Source organism: Pseudomonas laurylsulfativorans, assembly GCF_002906155.1.
GTDB lineage: Bacteria > Pseudomonadota > Gammaproteobacteria > Pseudomonadales > Pseudomonadaceae > Aquipseudomonas > Aquipseudomonas laurylsulfativorans.
In genome coordinates, this window is record NZ_MUJK01000011.1 from 173,646 (window position 1) to 190,023 (window position 16,378).

14 protein-coding genes are annotated in these 16,378 nt (G+C 59.8%); 4 read left to right on the forward strand and 10 right to left on the reverse strand.

Features of this window, described 5'->3' with window-relative positions; all coding sequences use genetic code 11:
- Positions 1 to 108 precede the first annotated feature (108 nt).
- Positions 109 to 1,191 carry a BMP family ABC transporter substrate-binding protein gene (locus tag B0D71_RS25825; RefSeq protein ID WP_103397235.1) on the reverse strand — a complete coding sequence of 361 codons (1,083 nt, stop codon included), beginning with the start codon at positions 1,189 to 1,191 and terminating at the stop codon, positions 109 to 111.
- Between the two features lie 316 nt (positions 1,192 to 1,507).
- On the opposite strand from B0D71_RS25825, the gene B0D71_RS25830 reads away from it, so the two are divergent.
- On the forward strand, positions 1,508 to 2,596 hold the full coding sequence (locus B0D71_RS25830) for a calcium:cation antiporter (RefSeq protein ID WP_103397236.1): 1,089 nt from the start codon (positions 1,508 to 1,510) through the stop codon (positions 2,594 to 2,596).
- Positions 2,597 to 2,721: 125 nt separating this feature from the next.
- Here the strand turns inward: B0D71_RS25830 and B0D71_RS25835 are convergent, their stop codons facing one another.
- The 3 genes from B0D71_RS25835 to B0D71_RS25845 all read right to left on the reverse strand — a co-directional run bounded on the left by B0D71_RS25835 (position 2,722) and on the right by B0D71_RS25845 (position 5,393).
- Entirely contained in the window at positions 2,722 to 4,080 is a 1,359-nt protein-coding gene (locus B0D71_RS25835) for an 8-oxoguanine deaminase (protein WP_103397237.1), read from the reverse strand.
- 247 nt (positions 4,081 to 4,327) lie between these two features.
- The gene (locus B0D71_RS25840; protein WP_103397238.1) at positions 4,328 to 5,017 is read right to left on the reverse strand and encodes an SDR family oxidoreductase; all 690 of its coding nucleotides are present in this window, start codon (positions 5,015 to 5,017) and stop codon (positions 4,328 to 4,330) included.
- A 19-nt stretch (positions 5,018 to 5,036) separates the two neighbouring features.
- Positions 5,037 to 5,393 (reverse strand): MerR family transcriptional regulator, encoded by a 357-nt coding sequence (locus B0D71_RS25845; RefSeq protein WP_103397248.1) that lies wholly within the window; start codon positions 5,391 to 5,393, stop codon positions 5,037 to 5,039.
- Between the two features lie 82 nt (positions 5,394 to 5,475).
- Here B0D71_RS25845 and B0D71_RS25850 point away from each other — a divergent pair, with 82 nt between their 5' ends.
- On the forward strand, positions 5,476 to 5,901 hold the full coding sequence (locus tag B0D71_RS25850) for a hypothetical protein (RefSeq protein WP_103397239.1): 426 nt from the start codon (positions 5,476 to 5,478) through the stop codon (positions 5,899 to 5,901).
- A gap of 60 nt (positions 5,902 to 5,961) precedes the next feature.
- Here the strand turns inward: B0D71_RS25850 and B0D71_RS25855 are convergent, their stop codons facing one another.
- The 6 genes from B0D71_RS25855 to B0D71_RS25880 form a co-directional block, all read right to left on the reverse strand.
- Entirely contained in the window at positions 5,962 to 6,888 is a 927-nt protein-coding gene (locus B0D71_RS25855) for an ABC transporter permease (RefSeq protein WP_103397240.1), read from the reverse strand.
- On the reverse strand, positions 6,888 to 7,994 hold the full coding sequence (locus B0D71_RS25860; RefSeq protein ID WP_103397241.1) for an ABC transporter permease: 1,107 nt from the start codon (positions 7,992 to 7,994) through the stop codon (positions 6,888 to 6,890). The genes B0D71_RS25855 and B0D71_RS25860 overlap by 1 nt, the downstream gene beginning before the upstream one ends.
- An 11-nt stretch (positions 7,995 to 8,005) precedes the next feature.
- On the reverse strand, positions 8,006 to 9,571 hold the full coding sequence (locus B0D71_RS25865) for an ABC transporter ATP-binding protein (protein ID WP_103397242.1): 1,566 nt from the start codon (positions 9,569 to 9,571) through the stop codon (positions 8,006 to 8,008).
- Positions 9,572 to 10,118: 547 nt separating this feature from the next.
- Positions 10,119 to 10,700 carry an IMPACT family protein gene (locus B0D71_RS25870; protein WP_103397243.1) on the reverse strand — a complete coding sequence of 194 codons (582 nt, stop codon included), beginning with the start codon at positions 10,698 to 10,700 and terminating at the stop codon, positions 10,119 to 10,121.
- Positions 10,701 to 10,718: 18 nt separating this feature from the next.
- A complete protein-coding gene (locus B0D71_RS25875) occupies positions 10,719 to 11,369 on the reverse strand; it encodes a TetR/AcrR family transcriptional regulator (RefSeq protein ID WP_103397249.1) in 651 nt (216 codons plus the stop codon).
- Positions 11,370 to 11,458: 89 nt separating this feature from the next.
- Positions 11,459 to 12,379 carry a LysR family transcriptional regulator gene (locus B0D71_RS25880; RefSeq protein WP_007971880.1) on the reverse strand — a complete coding sequence of 307 codons (921 nt, stop codon included), beginning with the start codon at positions 12,377 to 12,379 and terminating at the stop codon, positions 11,459 to 11,461.
- Between the two features lie 139 nt (positions 12,380 to 12,518).
- Between B0D71_RS25880 and aptA the strand changes: the two genes are divergently transcribed.
- Together aptA and B0D71_RS25890 are read left to right on the forward strand one after the other, a co-directional pair.
- Positions 12,519 to 13,868, forward strand: a complete 1,350-nt coding sequence (gene aptA, locus B0D71_RS25885; protein WP_056725210.1) for an omega-aminotransferase AptA — start codon at positions 12,519 to 12,521, stop codon at positions 13,866 to 13,868.
- A gap of 74 nt (positions 13,869 to 13,942) precedes the next feature.
- Positions 13,943 to 15,436, forward strand: coding sequence for a CoA-acylating methylmalonate-semialdehyde dehydrogenase (locus tag B0D71_RS25890; protein ID WP_103397244.1), 1,494 nt, complete (start codon positions 13,943 to 13,945; stop codon positions 15,434 to 15,436).
- Positions 15,437 to 16,378: the final 942 nt, after the last annotated feature.

Below are 16,378 nucleotides of genomic sequence, written 5' to 3' on the forward strand. Positions count from 1 at the left end.
GAGCTTTTGTAGGAGCTGGCTTGCCAGCGAAGGTGTATTTCCAATCAACAATGATGTTGGATGGATTGGCCTCATCGCTGGCAAGCCAGCTCCTACAGGGGGCGTGTGTTACTTCGGTATTTCGGCCTTCATACCTTCCACGTAGTAATTCATCGACGCCAGTTCCGCCGTGGTCGCGCTCACGCCCGCCGGGATTTTCTCGACGCCGGCCTGATCCTTGATCGGCCCAGTGAATGGCTGCAGCGCACCGCTCTTGATGTCGGCGATGATCTGCTCGGCCTCTCCCTTGACCGTCGCCGGCACCAGGTCGCTGATCGGCAGTTCAACGGTGCCTTCCTTCAAACCGCCCCAGTAGTCTTGGGACTTCCAGTCATGATCGATCACACTTTGGGCTGCCTTAATGTAGTGCGGGCCCCAGTCATTGACGATGGACGTCAGCACTGCCTTCGGCCCGAAGTGCGCCATGTCCGAAGCGTAGCCCACCGCATACACGCCGCGACGTTCGGCGGCCTGGATCGGCGCCGGGCTGTCGGTGTGCTGGAACACCACGTCCACGCCCTGATCGATCAGGGCGTTGGCGGCATCCGCTTCCTTGCCTGGATCGAACCAGGAATTGACCCACACCACCTTGATCTCGGTGCCGGGGTTGTATTTGTTCAGGGCCAGCTGGATGGCGTTGATGTCGCGGATTACTTCCGGGATCGGGAATGAGGCGACGTAGCCGACTTTCCTGGTCTTGGTCATTTTCGCCGCGAGGAAGCCGCCGACGTAGCGGCCCTCGTAAGTGCGCGCCAGGTAAGTGCCGAGGTTCTTGTCCTGCTTGTAGCCGGTGGCGTGTTCGAAGGTCACCTGGGGAAACTGTTTGGCGACTTTCACGGTCGGGTTCATGTAGCCGAAGGACGTGGTGAAGATCAGGTCGTATTTGTCCTTGGCCATGTTGCGGATCACCCGCTCGGCGTCGGCCCCTTCGGCGACGTTTTCCACATAGTTGGTGGTGATCTGCGGACCGAATTTTTCCGCGAGTTCCTTGCGTCCCTGTTCATGCTGATACGTCCAGCCGTGGTCGCCGATCGGGCCGATATAAACGAAGCCGACTTTCAGCGGGTCGGCGGCTACGGTCGTCAGGCTGGCGCTCAAACCAATGGCCGCCGCAACGGCGCAAAGCAGCTTCTTCAACGGACGGTTGTGCATGAATTGAAACTCCATTTTGTTGTGAGGTTGGCCGGGCTCTCGGGCTTGCACAGGGCAATGCAAATTGCTGACCAACAGGACAACAAAGGGGCAGGTTTCTGGTTTTGTGGCGGCAGGGAGTACGCCATCGCTGGCAAGCCAGCTCCTACAAAAGTCGGATCACCGTTCCCCTGTAGGAGCTGGCTTGCCAGCGATGACACACTCCGGTGCGCCGATGCACCTTCCTGCTTGCCCGTGGTGCGCTAAGGTAAAACGAACCGTCAGCGCCACCCCGCAGTCAGTAGCTCATCGGTTCCACTCGGAAAAAAGGCTCGCCATGCTCACCACCCTCAAGCAAGAAAGCTTCCTGCTGTTGGCGTTGATCGCCGCGTGCGTGGCTTATCCGCTGGAGCACTGGATGCTGCACAGCGGCCAGGTCGTCGCACTGGTGAGCGGGTTGGTGCTGATCGTCTTCATCGTCGCCGCCTCCATGCGCGTTGCCCATCAGGCCGAGTTGCTGGCGGAAAAAGTCGGTGATCCCTACGGCACGATGATCTTGACCCTGGCCGCGGTGTTGGTGGAAGTGGTGATACTGGCGATCATGATGAGCAACGAAGCCTCGGCCACGCTGGTGCGCGATACGATCTACTCGGCGGTGATGCTCGACATCAATGGCATCCTTGGCCTCGCGGCGTTGATGGGCGGGCTCAAGCACGGCGAACAGTCCTATAACGACGATTCCGCGCGCAGCTATAGTGCGATGATCCTCACGGCGATGGGCGTGTCGATGGTGGTGCCGGAATTCATTCCCGAAGCCGACTGGAAGCTCTATTCGGCGTTTACCATCGGTGCGATGGTGATGCTGTATGCGTTGTTCCTGCGCATGCAGGTAGGACCGCACAGCTATTTTTTCAGCTACAGCTACCCGGACAAGCGCCGCAGGAAAACTCCCAGCGAAGAGCCGCAGCCGATCAATCTGGTATTGAGCATCGGGACCCTGGGGTTTGGTGTAGTGGTTATTGGCGCACTCGCCGAAGTGATGTCCAAGACCCTCGATCTTGGGCTGGAAGGGACGGGGGCACCGCCGGTGATCACGGCGATCCTGGTGGCGGCGATCTCCGCGGCGCCGGAGATTCTGACCGCGTTGCGCGCGGCATTGGCCAACCGCATGCAGTCGGTGGTCAACATCGCCATGGGGGCGTCATTGTCGACGGTGATCCTGACGGTGCCGGTGATGGAGGCGATGGCGCTCTACACCGGTCAGCCATTCCAGATGGCCATGACCCCGGTGCAGACGGTGATGGTGTTTCTCACATTGATCGTCAGCGCGATCAACCTCAATGACGGCGAAACCAACGCCATCGAAGGCATGACTCACTTCGTGTTGTTTGCGACGTTCATCATGTTGTCGCTGCTTGGACTTTGAATCCTCAACAAAACCAATGTGGGAGCGAGCCTGCTCGCGAAGACGGAGCGTCAGTCGACATCGTCAGTGACTGATATACCGCTTTCGCGAGCAGGCCCGCTCCCACAGTTTTAATCGGTGTTGTATCAGGTCCCGGCAATCAACTGCCGAGCCGCCTGGCTGTGATCAGCAATCAAGCCCTTCAGATCCAGCCCTTCGACCTGACCATCGATCACCCGCCACTTGCCGCCGATCATCACTCGGTCCGCGCGATCAGCACCACACAGCAGCAATGCCGAGACCGGATCATGACTGCCGGAGAAACGCAGTTCATCCAGTTTGAACAGGGCCAGGTCGGCCTGCTTGCCCACCGCTAATTCACCGATATCGGTACGCCCCAACAGACTGGCCGAGCCTTTGGTCGCCCAGCCAAGTACACGTTCCGGGGTGATCTTCTCAGCGCCGTAACGCAGACGCTGGATGTACAACGCCTGACGCGCTTCGAGCATCATGTTCGAAGCATCGTTGGATGCCGAACCGTCCACGCCCAAACCAAGCAAGGCACCGGCATCGGTCAACTCGATGCTCGGGCAGATACCCGAGGCCAGGCGCATGTTCGAACTCGGGCAATGGCAAATACCGGTCCCGGCGGCGCCGAGGCGGGCGATCTCGTCCGGGTTGAAGTGGATGCCATGGGCCAGCCAAGTACGCGGACCGAGCCAGCCGACACTGTCCAGATAGTCCACGGTGCGCAGGCCGAAGCGTTGCAGGCAGAAATCTTCTTCGTCGAGGGTTTCCGCCAGGTGGGTGTGCAGGCGCACGTCGAGTTTGTTCGCCAGTTCGGCACTGGCCGACATGATTTCCGGGGTCACCGAGAACGGCGAGCACGGTGCCAGGGCGATCTGGATTTGCGCGCCGTCACCGCGTTCATGGTATTCGGCGATCAGCCGCTGGCTGTCGGCGAGGATCACTTCACCTTCCTGCACAGTCTGTTGCGGCGGCAGGCCACCGTCCTTTTCGCCAAGGCTCATGGAGCCGCGCGTCAGCATGGCGCGCATGCCCAGTTCGCGAACGCTTTCGACTTGCACGTCAATCGCGTTTTCCAGGCCTTCTGGAAACAGATAGTGATGGTCGGCCGCGGTGGTGCAACCGGACAACAGCAGTTCAGCCAGTGCGACTTTGGTGGCGAGGGCGAGTTTTTCCGGGGTCAGGCGGGCCCAGACCGGGTACAGGGTTTTCAGCCACGGGAACAGCGGCTGATTGACCACCGGCGCCCAGGCGCGGGTCAGGGTTTGATAGAAGTGGTGATGGGTGTTGATCAGCCCTGGCAGGATCACATGTTCGCGGGCATCGAACACTTCATTGCACGGCGCGGACGGTTGCTGGCCAGCGCCGAGCACTTCGACGATCAAACCGTCTTGCAGCACCAGACCGCCACGGGCATCGAGACCGTTGGACGTGAAAATGGCGAGGGGATTTTTTAACCAGGTACGGGTCGCAGGCATGTTGGCCGGCTCCTCTGAAAGTTGGGTTCAGGGTTGCCAGCTCAGTGTTGCCCTGTCTGCTGATCCAGGTTCGCCGGGGAGGCGAGGTGCGAAGTGTCGATCAAATCTGCGTTGCGGGCAAGCCCGGCCCGACAGGCAGGTAATAAAACCTGTAGGAGCTGGCTTGCCAGCAATGGAGTGTCAGTCGACGCCGATGCAGCTGACACACCATCGCTGGCAAGCCAGCTCCTACAAGGGGCGGCGGTGATTACCAGGGAATGGTTTCACCCCGGTAATTGACGAAATGATGCCCGCCCTTGCCGACATACGCATTCACCTGATCAACCAGGCCACGGGTGCTGGTTTCGACATTGATGTCCGCGCCTTCACCGCCCATGTCGGTTTTCACCCAACCCGGGTGCAGCGACAGCACGGTAAGACTGGTTTCTCTCAACTGAGTGACGAAGCTGTTGGTCATGGAATTCAGTGCCGCCTTGCTGGCCTTGTACAGTGCCAGTTCCGGTGCGTCGGGCATGGTCACGCTGCCCAGCACCGAACTCATGAACGCCAGCACGCCGGTGTCCGGGCGCAGTTGCTCGACAAAATGCTGGGCCAGGTTGATCGGCGCCACGGCGTTGGTGAAAAACAGCTGACCGACTTCAGTCATCGTCGCACCACCGTTCGGTGTCTGGACATCCGGCCCTTTGACCCCGGCATTGACAAACAACAGATCAAACACCTCGCCCTTGAGTTGTTGCGTCAGGGCGATGACGGCCTGTTGATCGTCCATATCGAGCTTTTCGATCCGCACCTTGCCCAGGGCCTGCAAGGCCTCGGCTTTTTGCGGATCGCGCACGGTGGCGGTGACTTGCCAGCCGTCGGCCAGCAGGGTGTTTACCAGCCCGAGGCCAAGCCCCCGGGAGGCGCCGATGATGAGTGCGGTTTTTGCCTTGGACATGATTGGCTTCCTTGAAAATTCAGAGTCGTGGATTCAATGGACACTGTTGCCCGAGACGTTGTTGCAACTCATCGCGCAGTGCGCCGAGTTCGGCCATGCGGGCTTCGATCAGTTTGAGTTTGTCTTGCAGCAGTTGCGTGACGGCGCTGTCTGGATCGGGCGACTGCCAGATGGCCGCGACGCTGTTGCCGATTTCGTCGAGGGTAAAGCCCAGCCGTTGAGCGGTCTTGATGTACTGCACCAGTTGCACCATGTCTGGCGGATAGTCGCGATACCCGTTGGTGCTGCGTTGCGCCGCGATCAATCCGCGCTGCTCGTAAAAGCGCAGCGTGTCGCGGCTGACGGCGCTGGCCTGGGCTAATTCACCGATGCGCATCATGACGTCTCGAGGGGGCTTGACCCTGGAGCATACTCTAGGCTTTAGCCTTGTTGCTCCCTGAATTGATGGAGCAATGACGATGTGGACTACAGCGCAATATCGCCGGTTGGTGCAAGGCAGTGCCTGGTACGACTTGATCGTGACGATGGCGTTTGTCACGCCGTGGAGTTTTGCGGCATTGCACGGGCTTTTGACGGGTGTGAGTCAGGCGTTGAGTTTGCCCGGTGAATTGCCACCGTTCGAACCGGCGCACATGTTGATGGCGAATCTCTTGGGGTCGATTGTCTGCGTGTGGTCGGTACTGCGGATTCGTGATCCGCAGCAGGTTTATGGGCGGTATGACGCCGTGGCCAGATTCCTGTTCTCGGCTTGGCAGGCCTATGCCCTGATCCATGGCGCGAGTTCGCTGCTGGTGGTTTTTCTGGTGTTTGAATTGGCGTGGGGCATTGCTCAAGTGTTGCCTGTTCGGACGCCATCGCCGGCAAGCCAGCTCCTACGGGTATGAGGCGTCAACGCTGAACCTGTAGGAGCGAGCTTGCTCGCGATGGGGTCGTGACGGTCGGACTTAATGCCCGGCCTGCCAAGGCTGCCCCAACGACACCGGTGCATACAACCGCGTGCGCAGCGCGTCCCGGGACAACAGCACCAGCACCACAATGGTCGCGACATACGGCAGCATCGCCAGCAGACTCGAGGGAATCGCCAGCCCCAACCCCTGCGCCACCAGGTGCAGGATGCTGGCGAGCCCGAACAGGTACGCGCCGAGCAGCAGACGCCACACCCGCCAACTGGCAAACACCACCAGCGCCAGGGCTATCCAGCCGCGCCCGGCGCTCATGTTCTCCGCCCACATCGGCGTGTACGCCAGGGACAGATAGGCCCCGGCCAACCCGGCCATTGCGCCGCCGAACAACACCGCCAGGGTACGCACTGCCAACACTGGCAAGCCCATGGCACTGGCGGCGTCCGGATTTTCACCGACCGCTTGAATGATCAGCCCGACGCGGCTTTTCAACACCACCCAGGCCACCAGCGCAAACAGCGCGAACGACAGATACACCAGCAGATCCTGGGCAAACAGCATGCGTCCGATCAGCGGGATCTCACTCAAATACGCAATCGCCATCGGCTCGAAACCGGCCAGCGGTTTGCCGACCCACGCTGCACCGACAAACGTCGACAGGCCCACGCCGAAAATCGTCAGGGCCAGTCCGGTGGCCACCTGATTGGCGTTGAACACCAGTGCCACCAAGGCAAAGAGGGACGACAACAACATCCCGGCGAACATGGCCAGCAACACGCCGAGCCATAGATTGCCGGTGTTGAACGCGACGATGAAACCGATCACCGCGCCAAACAGCATCATGCCTTCCTGGCCCAGATTGAGAACGCCGCTCTTCTCGCAAATCAGTTCGCCCAGTGCCACCAGCAACAGTGGCGTGCCGCAGCGGACCATGGCGTAGAAAATATTACTCAGCAGATCGATATCCATCACAGCGCTCCTGCGTGTACGGCGGTGGCTTGTGCGCGGCGAGTCCAGCGCAGGTTCAGGCGGGGGCGATAGAGAATCAGCACATCACTGGCGAGCAGGAAAAACAGCATCATGCCCTGGAACAATTGGGTGATGGCTTGCGGCAGGTTCAGGCTCATTTGTGCGCTCTCGCCGCCGATGTACAGCAGCGCCATCAACAGGCTGGAAAACAAAATGCCGACGGGATTGAGGCGGCCGAGAAACGCCACGGTGATCGCCGCATAGCCGTAGCCCGGCGAGACCTGCGGTACCAACTGGCCGATAGGACCGGTGACCTCACATACGCCGGCCAGCCCAGCCAGACCACCGCTGATCAACAGCGCGAGCCAGATCAGGCGCTTCTCGCGAAAGCCGACAAAACTGGCTGCGCGCTTGTCCAGCCCGAGCACTTTGATCTGGAACCCGACAAAGCTTTTCTGCAACAACACCCATACCGCCACCAAGGCGAGCAGGGCGAAATACACCCCGGCGTGAACCCGACCATCTTCCATCAACAGCGGCAAGCGGCTGGCGTCACTGAACATCGCTGACTCGGGGAAGTTGAACCCGGCGGGATCCTTCAAGGGGCCGTGAACGCAGAACAGCAACAGGTTCAGTGCGATGTAGTTGAGCATGATGCTGGTCAGGATTTCATTGGCGTTGAAACGTGTGCGCAACCACGCCGTCAGGCCGGCCCACGCGGCGCCGGCCAGGGTGCCGGTGAGCAGGATCGCCACCAGCGCCCAGCGGCTTTGCAGACCGATGATGTTCACCGCCAGCGCACTGCCGGCCAACGCGCCGAGCAGCAGTTGACCTTCGGCACCGATGTTCCAGATACGTGCCTGATAGGCAACGGCCAGGCCCAGGGCGCAGAGCAGGATCGGCAGGGCTTTGACCAATAATTCGGAGACGCCATACAGATCGCTGACCGGAGCGATCAGCAAGGTGTGCAAGGTCAGCAGCGGGTCGTGCCCGAGCGCGATAAACAACAGTGATCCACAGCCCAGGGTCAGTGCCGCCGCCAGCAACGGCGAGCACCACAGCATCAGGCGTGATTGCTGGCCACGGGGTTCAAGGGAAAGCAGCATGTGACACTCCGTTAGCGCGTGGCGGATGCGAGTGATTGAGGGGTATCGAACTGGCCGGCCATCCAGCCGCCGACGTCGCTCAGGCGTGTATCGACGGTGGCGCAGAGGGCGGACAGTCGACCGCTGCACAGGGCGCCAAGGCGGTCGCTGATCTGGAACAGTTCGTCGAGGTCTTCGGAGATCACCAGGATCGCCGCGCCGGCATCGCGCAAGGCAACCAAGGCATGATGAATCGTGGCGGCGGCGCCGACATCCACACCCCAGGTTGGATGGGCGGCCACCAGCAGTTTCGGTTGCTGGAGGATTTCCCGGCCAAGGATGAATTTCTGCAAGTTGCCGCCGGACAGGCTGCGGGCCTGGGTTTGGCTATTGGGCGTTTTCACACCGAATCGACGGATGATCTCCTCGGCCAGTGCGGTGACTTTGCTGCGCTGGACCAGGCCATGGCTCAGCAGCCCTTGCTGGAAAGCGGTCAATAGCGCGTTGTCTGCCAGGCTCAATTCCGGCACCGCGCCATGGCCCAGACGTTCGGCGGGGACGAACGCCAGGCCGAGTTGGCGACGTGCATCGGGACGCAAGTGGGCGACGGGCTCCTTGCCAAAACGGATCGTCGCGCCGACGTTGCGTGGCAGTGGTTCTTCGCCGCTGAGCAAGGCCAGCAACTCGTCCTGGCCGTTACCGGCGACACCGGCGATGCCGACAATTTCACCGCTACGCACTTCAAGGTCGATGTCCTTGAGCGAGCAGCCGAACGGGTCGGGGTTGTGCCAGGACAATCCACGGACATCAAGGAATGCCTCACCGCCGGTGACCTTCGGATAGTCAGCGATCAACTCCGCCGCCTCACCGACCATCAAACGTGCCAGTTGCTGATCCGAACACTCGGCCGGTACGCAATGCCCGGCCACCTGTCCGCCGCGCAGCACCGTCGCGCTATGGCACAACGCGCGGACTTCCCCGAGCTTGTGGCTGATGAACAGAATGCTGCAGCCCTCGGCGGCGAGCCGGCGCAGGGTGACGAACAAGTCGTCGGCCTCTTGCGGCGTCAGTACCGAAGTCGGTTCATCGAGAATCAGCAGGCGGATGTCCTGCATCAGGCAGCGAATGATCTCCACCCGTTGCCGCTCACCAATCGACAGGCTGTGGACAAGTCGCTCCGGTTCCAGCGCCATGCCGTAGCGCCGAGACACTTCGCGAATCTTCGGCTCCAACTGTTTGGGGGTGCCTGCCGCCGCGCCCATGGCCAGGGCGATGTTCTGCGCCACGCTCAGGGTTTCGAACAGCGAGAAGTGCTGGAACACCATGCCGATTCCCAAACTCCGGGCCTGGGCCGGGTTACGCAGGCTCACCCGTTGACCTTGCCAGATCACCTCGCCCGAATCGGCGTGGGTGACGCCGTAGATGATCTTCATCAGCGTGCTTTTGCCCGCGCCGTTTTCGCCGAGCAGGGCATGGATCTCGCCAGGGGCAATGGTCAGGTCGATGGCATCGTTGGCCAGGCAACCGGGGTAGCGTTTTGTGATTCTGCGAAGTTGCAGGCGCGGAGTCGGATCTGGGACTGGAGCGGGATTGGGCATGACAGGCTCGGTGCTGTTGGACTTGTGCCTGTGGATAAAGCAATTTTCTGGCCACTAGGTCAGGAAAATGTCGAGGCCCTGTGAGCCGAGGCGTTGAATGCGCAGCTTTCAAACGTGTCGCACGAAGCCGGGCACCACATGGGGGCAGTGCCGCGAATCAAGCCCTGATTTTGCCCGTGCGGCTTTGGTCAAAAAATGAGCAATCGACCACGAGCCATGTCGTACGTGGCGCGGCGAAGGCCATGAACGGGTTATCCACAGATTGCTCCACAGTATTTGTGTGCAAGCTCAAGGCACGGGCATAAGCACTGAGTGGCTTTCTTCTAAAGGTGCTAAACCGTTGTAACTGTTTGTTTTTATTTGAATTTGATGTGCTTGATGGCGGATTGGATGAAAATTGAGCAAAGTTCGCAAAGCCGCATGACAGAAGGGTTACAGCGGTATGTGCTCAGGTTATCCACAGCCGGGTGCACAGCAGATGTGGGCAAATATGGAATATGTGGAAAAGCGGTGTGCCCCAAAAGATCGCAGCTTGTATTGAAGCCTTTCAGCGCTGCAGCAAAATGCGCCCGCGACTCAAATCGGCCAGTTGTGACTGCAAGGCGGCGATCTGCGCATCGCCCACGGCCAACTGCAGCTCGACACCATTGGCGGTGAAGCTTTCGTCCACAACCAATCCACCGGCCTCCGCGACCCGCAGCTTGACCAGGGCCAACTCGGCAAACCCGCAAGCGCAACTCAGCGGTACCCGGCTGATCAACTCGATCTTTGGTGCCGCTTGCAGGCACTTGTTCGCTCCCCCGCCATAGGCACGGGCGAGGCCACCAGTGCCCAGTTGGATGCCGCCATACCAGCGAACCACCAGCACCGCGACCTGATCGCAGGCCTGCGCCTCGATCGCCGCCAGAATCGGCCGGCCGGCTGTACCACCGGGCTCGCCATCATCAGTGCTGCGGTACTGATCGCCGAGTTTCCACGCCCAGCAGTTGTGCGAGGCATTCAGGTCACTGTGCTGTTCGATAAACGCCTGGGCCTCGGCCGGGCTGGCAATCGGCGCTGCGAAGGTGATGAAGCGGCTTTTGCGAATCTCTTCGCGGTATTCGCAAAAACCGCTGAGGGTAAATGGCATACGTACCTGAATGGCGACTTAGATGGCAGGTTTCAGGCCGCAGCCCTTGAGAATGATACGGATCAGGTTGTCCCCGGCGTCTTCCATGTCTTGCTTGGTCAACCGGGTGCGCCCGGTGACACGGCAGATCTGCGTGGCGAAGTCGGCATAGTGCTGGGTGCTGCCCCACAACAGGAAGATCAGGTGTACGGGATCGACCGGGTCCATTTTACCGGCGTCGATCCAGGACTGGAACACGCCCGCCCGGCCCTGGAACCAGGCACGGTAATCCTGATTGAAGTACTCGGTCAGGCACTCGCCACCGCTGATGACTTCCATGGCGAAAATCCGCGAGGCTTGTGGTTGGCGTCGGGAGAACTCCATTTTTGCGCGGATGTAGCGGGTCAAGGCTTCGCTCGGATCGTCCTCGGCGGTGAGGGTGTTGAAGGTGCTGTCCCACAGCTCGATGATGTTACTCAGCACCGCCACGTACAAACCGAGCTTGTTGGTGAAGTAGTAATGCAGGTTTGCCTTGGGCAGTCCGGCGTTCTGGGCGATGGTGTTCATGCTCGTGCCTTTGTACCCGTGACGGGCAAACTCGTCTTCGGCGGCTTTGATGATGGTCTCTTCGTTTTTCTGACGAATGCGGCTGACGGGTTTGCCGCCATGGGCTGGGACTTCAAAGGTCATAAACACTTCCGAACTGATGGGGGGGACGGCCAGTGCGTTGATAACGTACCCACCGGCTTCAGACAAGTCCTTATGTGGCGCAATGATCACTAACGCGTCGCGGCCAGGCTCTCGAGAAAACTCTCCAGCACCAGATGCGGGCGACGTCCCTTGCGGGTGACCGACGCCAGGCTCAGGTCATAGAAGCGCGTTTTCGCTTTCAACGCTCGCAACCGGCCTTGCTGCACCCAAAGACTCGCGTAGTGATCCGGCAGGTAACCGATGTAGCGCCCGGTCAGGATCAGGAAGGCCATGCCTTCGCGGTCGGAGGCGCTGGCGGTGCAATTGAGCGCCTGGTAGTGGGCCTGGATCTCTGCCGGCAAACGGAAGGTGGGCGCGATGGCGTCCTGGCTGTTCAGGCGTTCGTCGTCCAGTTGTTTATCGTCGACATAAAACAGCGGGTGGCCGACTGCGCAGTACAGCAGCGACCGCTCGCTATACAGCGGTTGATACTCCAGCCCCGACAGTGCGCTGGCCTGCGGCACCACGCCGACGTGCAGGCGGCCGTCGAGCACGCCTTGTTCGACTTCATTGGGCGCGATCATGCGGATCTGGATCTGCACATCCGGGCCGCGCTCTTTCAATTGCGCGAGGGCATGGGTGATGCGCATGTGGGGCAGGGTGACCAGGTTGTCCGTCAAACCAATGATCAATTCGCCGCGCAAGTGCTGGTGCAGGCCGTTGACCTCGGTCCGAAAGCTTTCCAGCGCACTGAGCAGTTGCAACGCCGATTGATAGACCTCGCGGCCTTCTTCGGTCAGGGAAAAACCGGCGCGTCCACGTTGGCAAAGGCGCAGGCCGAGGCGTTGCTCCAGATCGCTCATCTGCTGGCTGATCGCCGAGCGGCCGATGCCCAGCACCGTTTCCGCTGCGGAGAAGCCGCCGCATTCCACCACGCTACGGAAAATCCGCAGCAGGCGAATATCAAAGTCGCTGACCTGGGCCAGCGGATCGGGACGGCGAGTGCTCATGCGGGTTACTCGAAAGTTTAGTAGTCGGCTGACTGAACATTAGAAGAGTTGCATTTCACCGACTTTATCCCCGTGGCAATTTAGCTGCAACAACGGTTTTCAATCCTTACGCCGCTTATTGCCTTGCGAGGTTTTGCCCATGAACTTGCCTGAAAACGCCCCGACTTCCCTGGCCAGCCAGCTGAAGCTCGATGCTCACTGGATGCCATACACCGCCAACCGTAACTTTCAGCGCGACCCACGGCTGATCGTTGGCGCCGAAGGCAGCTGGCTGATCGACGACAAGGGCCGCAAGGTTTATGACTCGCTGTCCGGTCTGTGGACCTGCGGCGCCGGGCACACCCGCAAGGAAATCCAGGAAGCGGTCGCCAAGCAACTGGGCACCCTGGATTACTCGCCAGCCTTCCAGTACGGCCACCCGCTGTCGTTCCAGCTGGCTGAGAAAATCACCGACCTGACGCCGGGCAACCTGAACCACGTGTTCTTCACCGACTCGGGCTCCGAGTGTGCTGACACCGCCGTGAAGATGGTTCGCGCTTACTGGCGCCTGAAAGGCCAGTCGACCAAGACTAAAATGATCGGCCGTGCCCGTGGTTACCACGGTGTGAACATCGCCGGTACCAGCCTCGGTGGCGTGAATGGCAACCGTAAACTGTTCGGTCAGGCGATGATGGATGTCGACCACCTGCCGCACACCTTGCTGGCAAGCAACGCTTACTCCCGTGGCATGCCGGAGCAGGGCGGTATTGCTTTGGCTGACGAACTGCTGAAGCTGATCGAACTGCACGATGCGTCGAACATCGCGGCGGTGTTCGTCGAGCCATTGGCCGGTTCCGCTGGCGTGCTGGTTCCACCACAGGGTTACCTCAAGCGTCTGCGTGAAATCTGCGACCAGCACAACATCCTGCTGGTGTTCGACGAAGTGATCACCGGTTTCGGCCGTACCGGCACCATGTTCGGCGCGACCACTTTCGGTGTGACCCCGGACCTGATGTGCATCGCCAAGCAAGTCACCAACGGTGCGATCCCGATGGGCGCGGTGATTGCCAGCTCCGAGATCTACCAGACCTTCATGAATCAGCCGACCCCTGAATACGCGGTTGAATTCCCCCATGGCTACACCTATTCGGCCCACCCGGTGGCTTGCGCCGCAGGCCTGGCAGCACTCGACCTGCTGCAAAAGGAAAACCTGGTACAGAGCGTGGCTGAAGTCGCACCGCATTTCGAAAATGCGCTGCACGGCCTCAAAGGCACCAAGAACATCATCGACATCCGCAACTTCGGCCTGGCCGGCGCGATCCAGATCGCTCCACGTGACGGCGACGCGATCGTACGTCCGTTCGAAGCGGGCATGGCGCTGTGGAAAGCCGGGTTCTACGTACGCTTCGGCGGCGACACCCTGCAGTTCGGCCCAACCTTCAACAGCAAGCCGCAGGACCTGGATCGTCTGTTCGACGCGGTCGGCGAAGTGCTGAGCAAGATCGACTGATTTCTCCTTCTATATACCTATCAATAACAGGCGCCCGGAACGGGGCGTCTGTGGACAACTTTTCAGGAGCTTCCATGAGCGTTATTCCGCATTTGATCAATGGCGAACTGGTGACCGAGAACGGTCGCGCGGTTGATGTGTTCAACCCGTCGACGGGGCAGGCTATTCACAAGTTGCCACTGGCGACCCGCGAAACCATCCAGAGCGCCATTGACGCCGCCAAGGCTGCATTCCCGGCCTGGCGCAACACGCCGCCGGCCAAGCGTGCCCAGGTGATGTTCCGCTTCAAGCAACTGCTGGAGCAGAACGAAGCGCGTATCTCGCAATTGATCAGCGAAGAACACGGCAAGACCTTGGAAGATGCTGCCGGTGAGCTCAAGCGCGGTATCGAGAACGTCGAGTTCGCTTGCGCGGCTCCGGAAATCCTCAAGGGCGAGTACAGCCGTAACGTCGGCCCGAACATCGATGCCTGGTCTGACTTCCAGCCGCTGGGCGTGGTTGCCGGTATCACGCCGTTCAACTTCCCTGCCATGGTGCCACTGTGGATGTACCCGCTGGCGATCGTCTGCGGCAACTGCTTCATCCTCAAGCCGTCCGAGCGTGACCCGAGTTCGACCCTGCTGATCGCCCAGTTGCTGCTGGAGGCAGGTTTGCCTAGAGGCGTACTGAGCGTGGTGCACGGTGACAAGGCTGCGGTGGACGCATTGATCGAAGCGCCGGAAGTCAAGGCACTGAGCTTCGTCGGTTCGACGCCGATTGCCGAATACATCTACTCCGAAGGCACCAAGCGCGGCAAACGTGTTCAGGCTTTGGGCGGTGCGAAGAACCACGCGGTGCTGATGCCGGATGCTGACCTGGATAACGCGGTGAGCGCACTGATGGGCGCAGCCTACGGTTCTTGCGGCGAGCGTTGCATGGCGATCTCCGTGGCCGTGTGCGTAGGTGATCAGGTAGCGGATGCCCTGGTGGCCAAACTGGTTCCGCAAATCCAGGCGCTGAAAATCGGTGCCGGTACTTCTTGCGGTCTGGACATGGGGCCTCTGGTAACTGGCCAGGCCCGCGACAAGGTCAGCGGTTATGTAGAAGATGGTGTGGCTGCCGGCGCGACACTGGTCGTGGACGGCCGTGGCCTGACCGTGGCTGGTCACGAGGAAGGCTTCTTCCTGGGTGGTTGCCTGTTCGATAACGTCACGCCAGAGATGCGTATCTATAAAGAAGAGATCTTTGGGCCGGTGCTGTGCGTTGTTCGGGTCAACAGCCTGGAAGAAGCCATGCAACTGATCAACGATCACGAATATGGCAACGGCACCTGCATCTTCACCCGTGACGGTGAAGCGGCGCGGTTGTTCTGCGACGAGATCGAAGTCGGCATGGTCGGCGTCAACGTACCGCTGCCGGTACCGGTCGCTTACCACAGCTTTGGCGGCTGGAAGCGTTCGCTGTTCGGCGACCTGCATGCCTATGGCCCGGATGGCGTGCGTTTCTACACCCGCCGCAAAGCCATCACCCAGCGCTGGCCGCAGCGTGCGAGTCATGAAGCTTCGCAGTTCGCCTTCCCTAGCTTGTAACTAGCAGGGCGCAGAAGGCCGACCCATTGGGTCGGCCTTTTTGTTTGTGCGCCAGGCATGGCGCGTTGCGCGTAAGCGCAACCAGCTTGGCTGTGGTGGCCTCGCTGGTGACTTGGAGGTGAAAGTCCTCTACACACCCGGCAAGGGGAAGTGTTAGCCAGAGGCAAGGGGGTCGCGGGTGACTGCGAATCTGAAGGAAGCCCGAGGCAAAATGCTGGCCTGACGAACAGGAAGCGGATAGAGGCGGCGAAAACCGACATGGCGCGTTTTTTCCTGTACTACAACCGCACCAGGCTCCACAGCTACAACAACTACCTGTCGCCAATAGCTATGGAGCAAAAAGCGGCATAAACACCGTAATCGGTGTCCGGGATTACTTGACCAGTTCAATCCGCCTCCTACTCGATTCGGGGCTTTTTTGGCTTATATGACAGAATGGTGAAAATAGCTGTTGACGGCGAATTTTAGAAGCCTATAATTCGCCCCACTTCCGGCGCAGTCGAAACGGAAAACTCCTTGGTAAACAACGAGTTACGCGGTTTTCGACAGCGGGTCGCTTCAGTTCATCGAAGCCGAAAGGGAGTTGAAAAAGAGGTGTTGACAGCAGCGTGTAACGCTGTAGAATTCGCCTCCCGCTGATGAGAGATCTGAAGCGCAAGTGGTTGAAGTTACAAGGGAAACTTTGAAAGCTTCTGAAAATTATCACTTGACAGCAAATGAGGCTGCTGTAGAATGCGCGCCTCGGTTGAGACGAAAGATCTTAGCCAACCGCTCTTTAACAACTGAATCAAGCAATTCGTGTGGGTGCTTGTGGAGTCAGACTGCTAGTCAACAGATTATCAGCATCACAAGTTACTCCGCGAGAAATCAAAGATGTAACCAACGATTGCTGAGCCAAGTTTAGGGTTTTCTCAAAACCCAAAGATGTTTGAACTGAAGAGT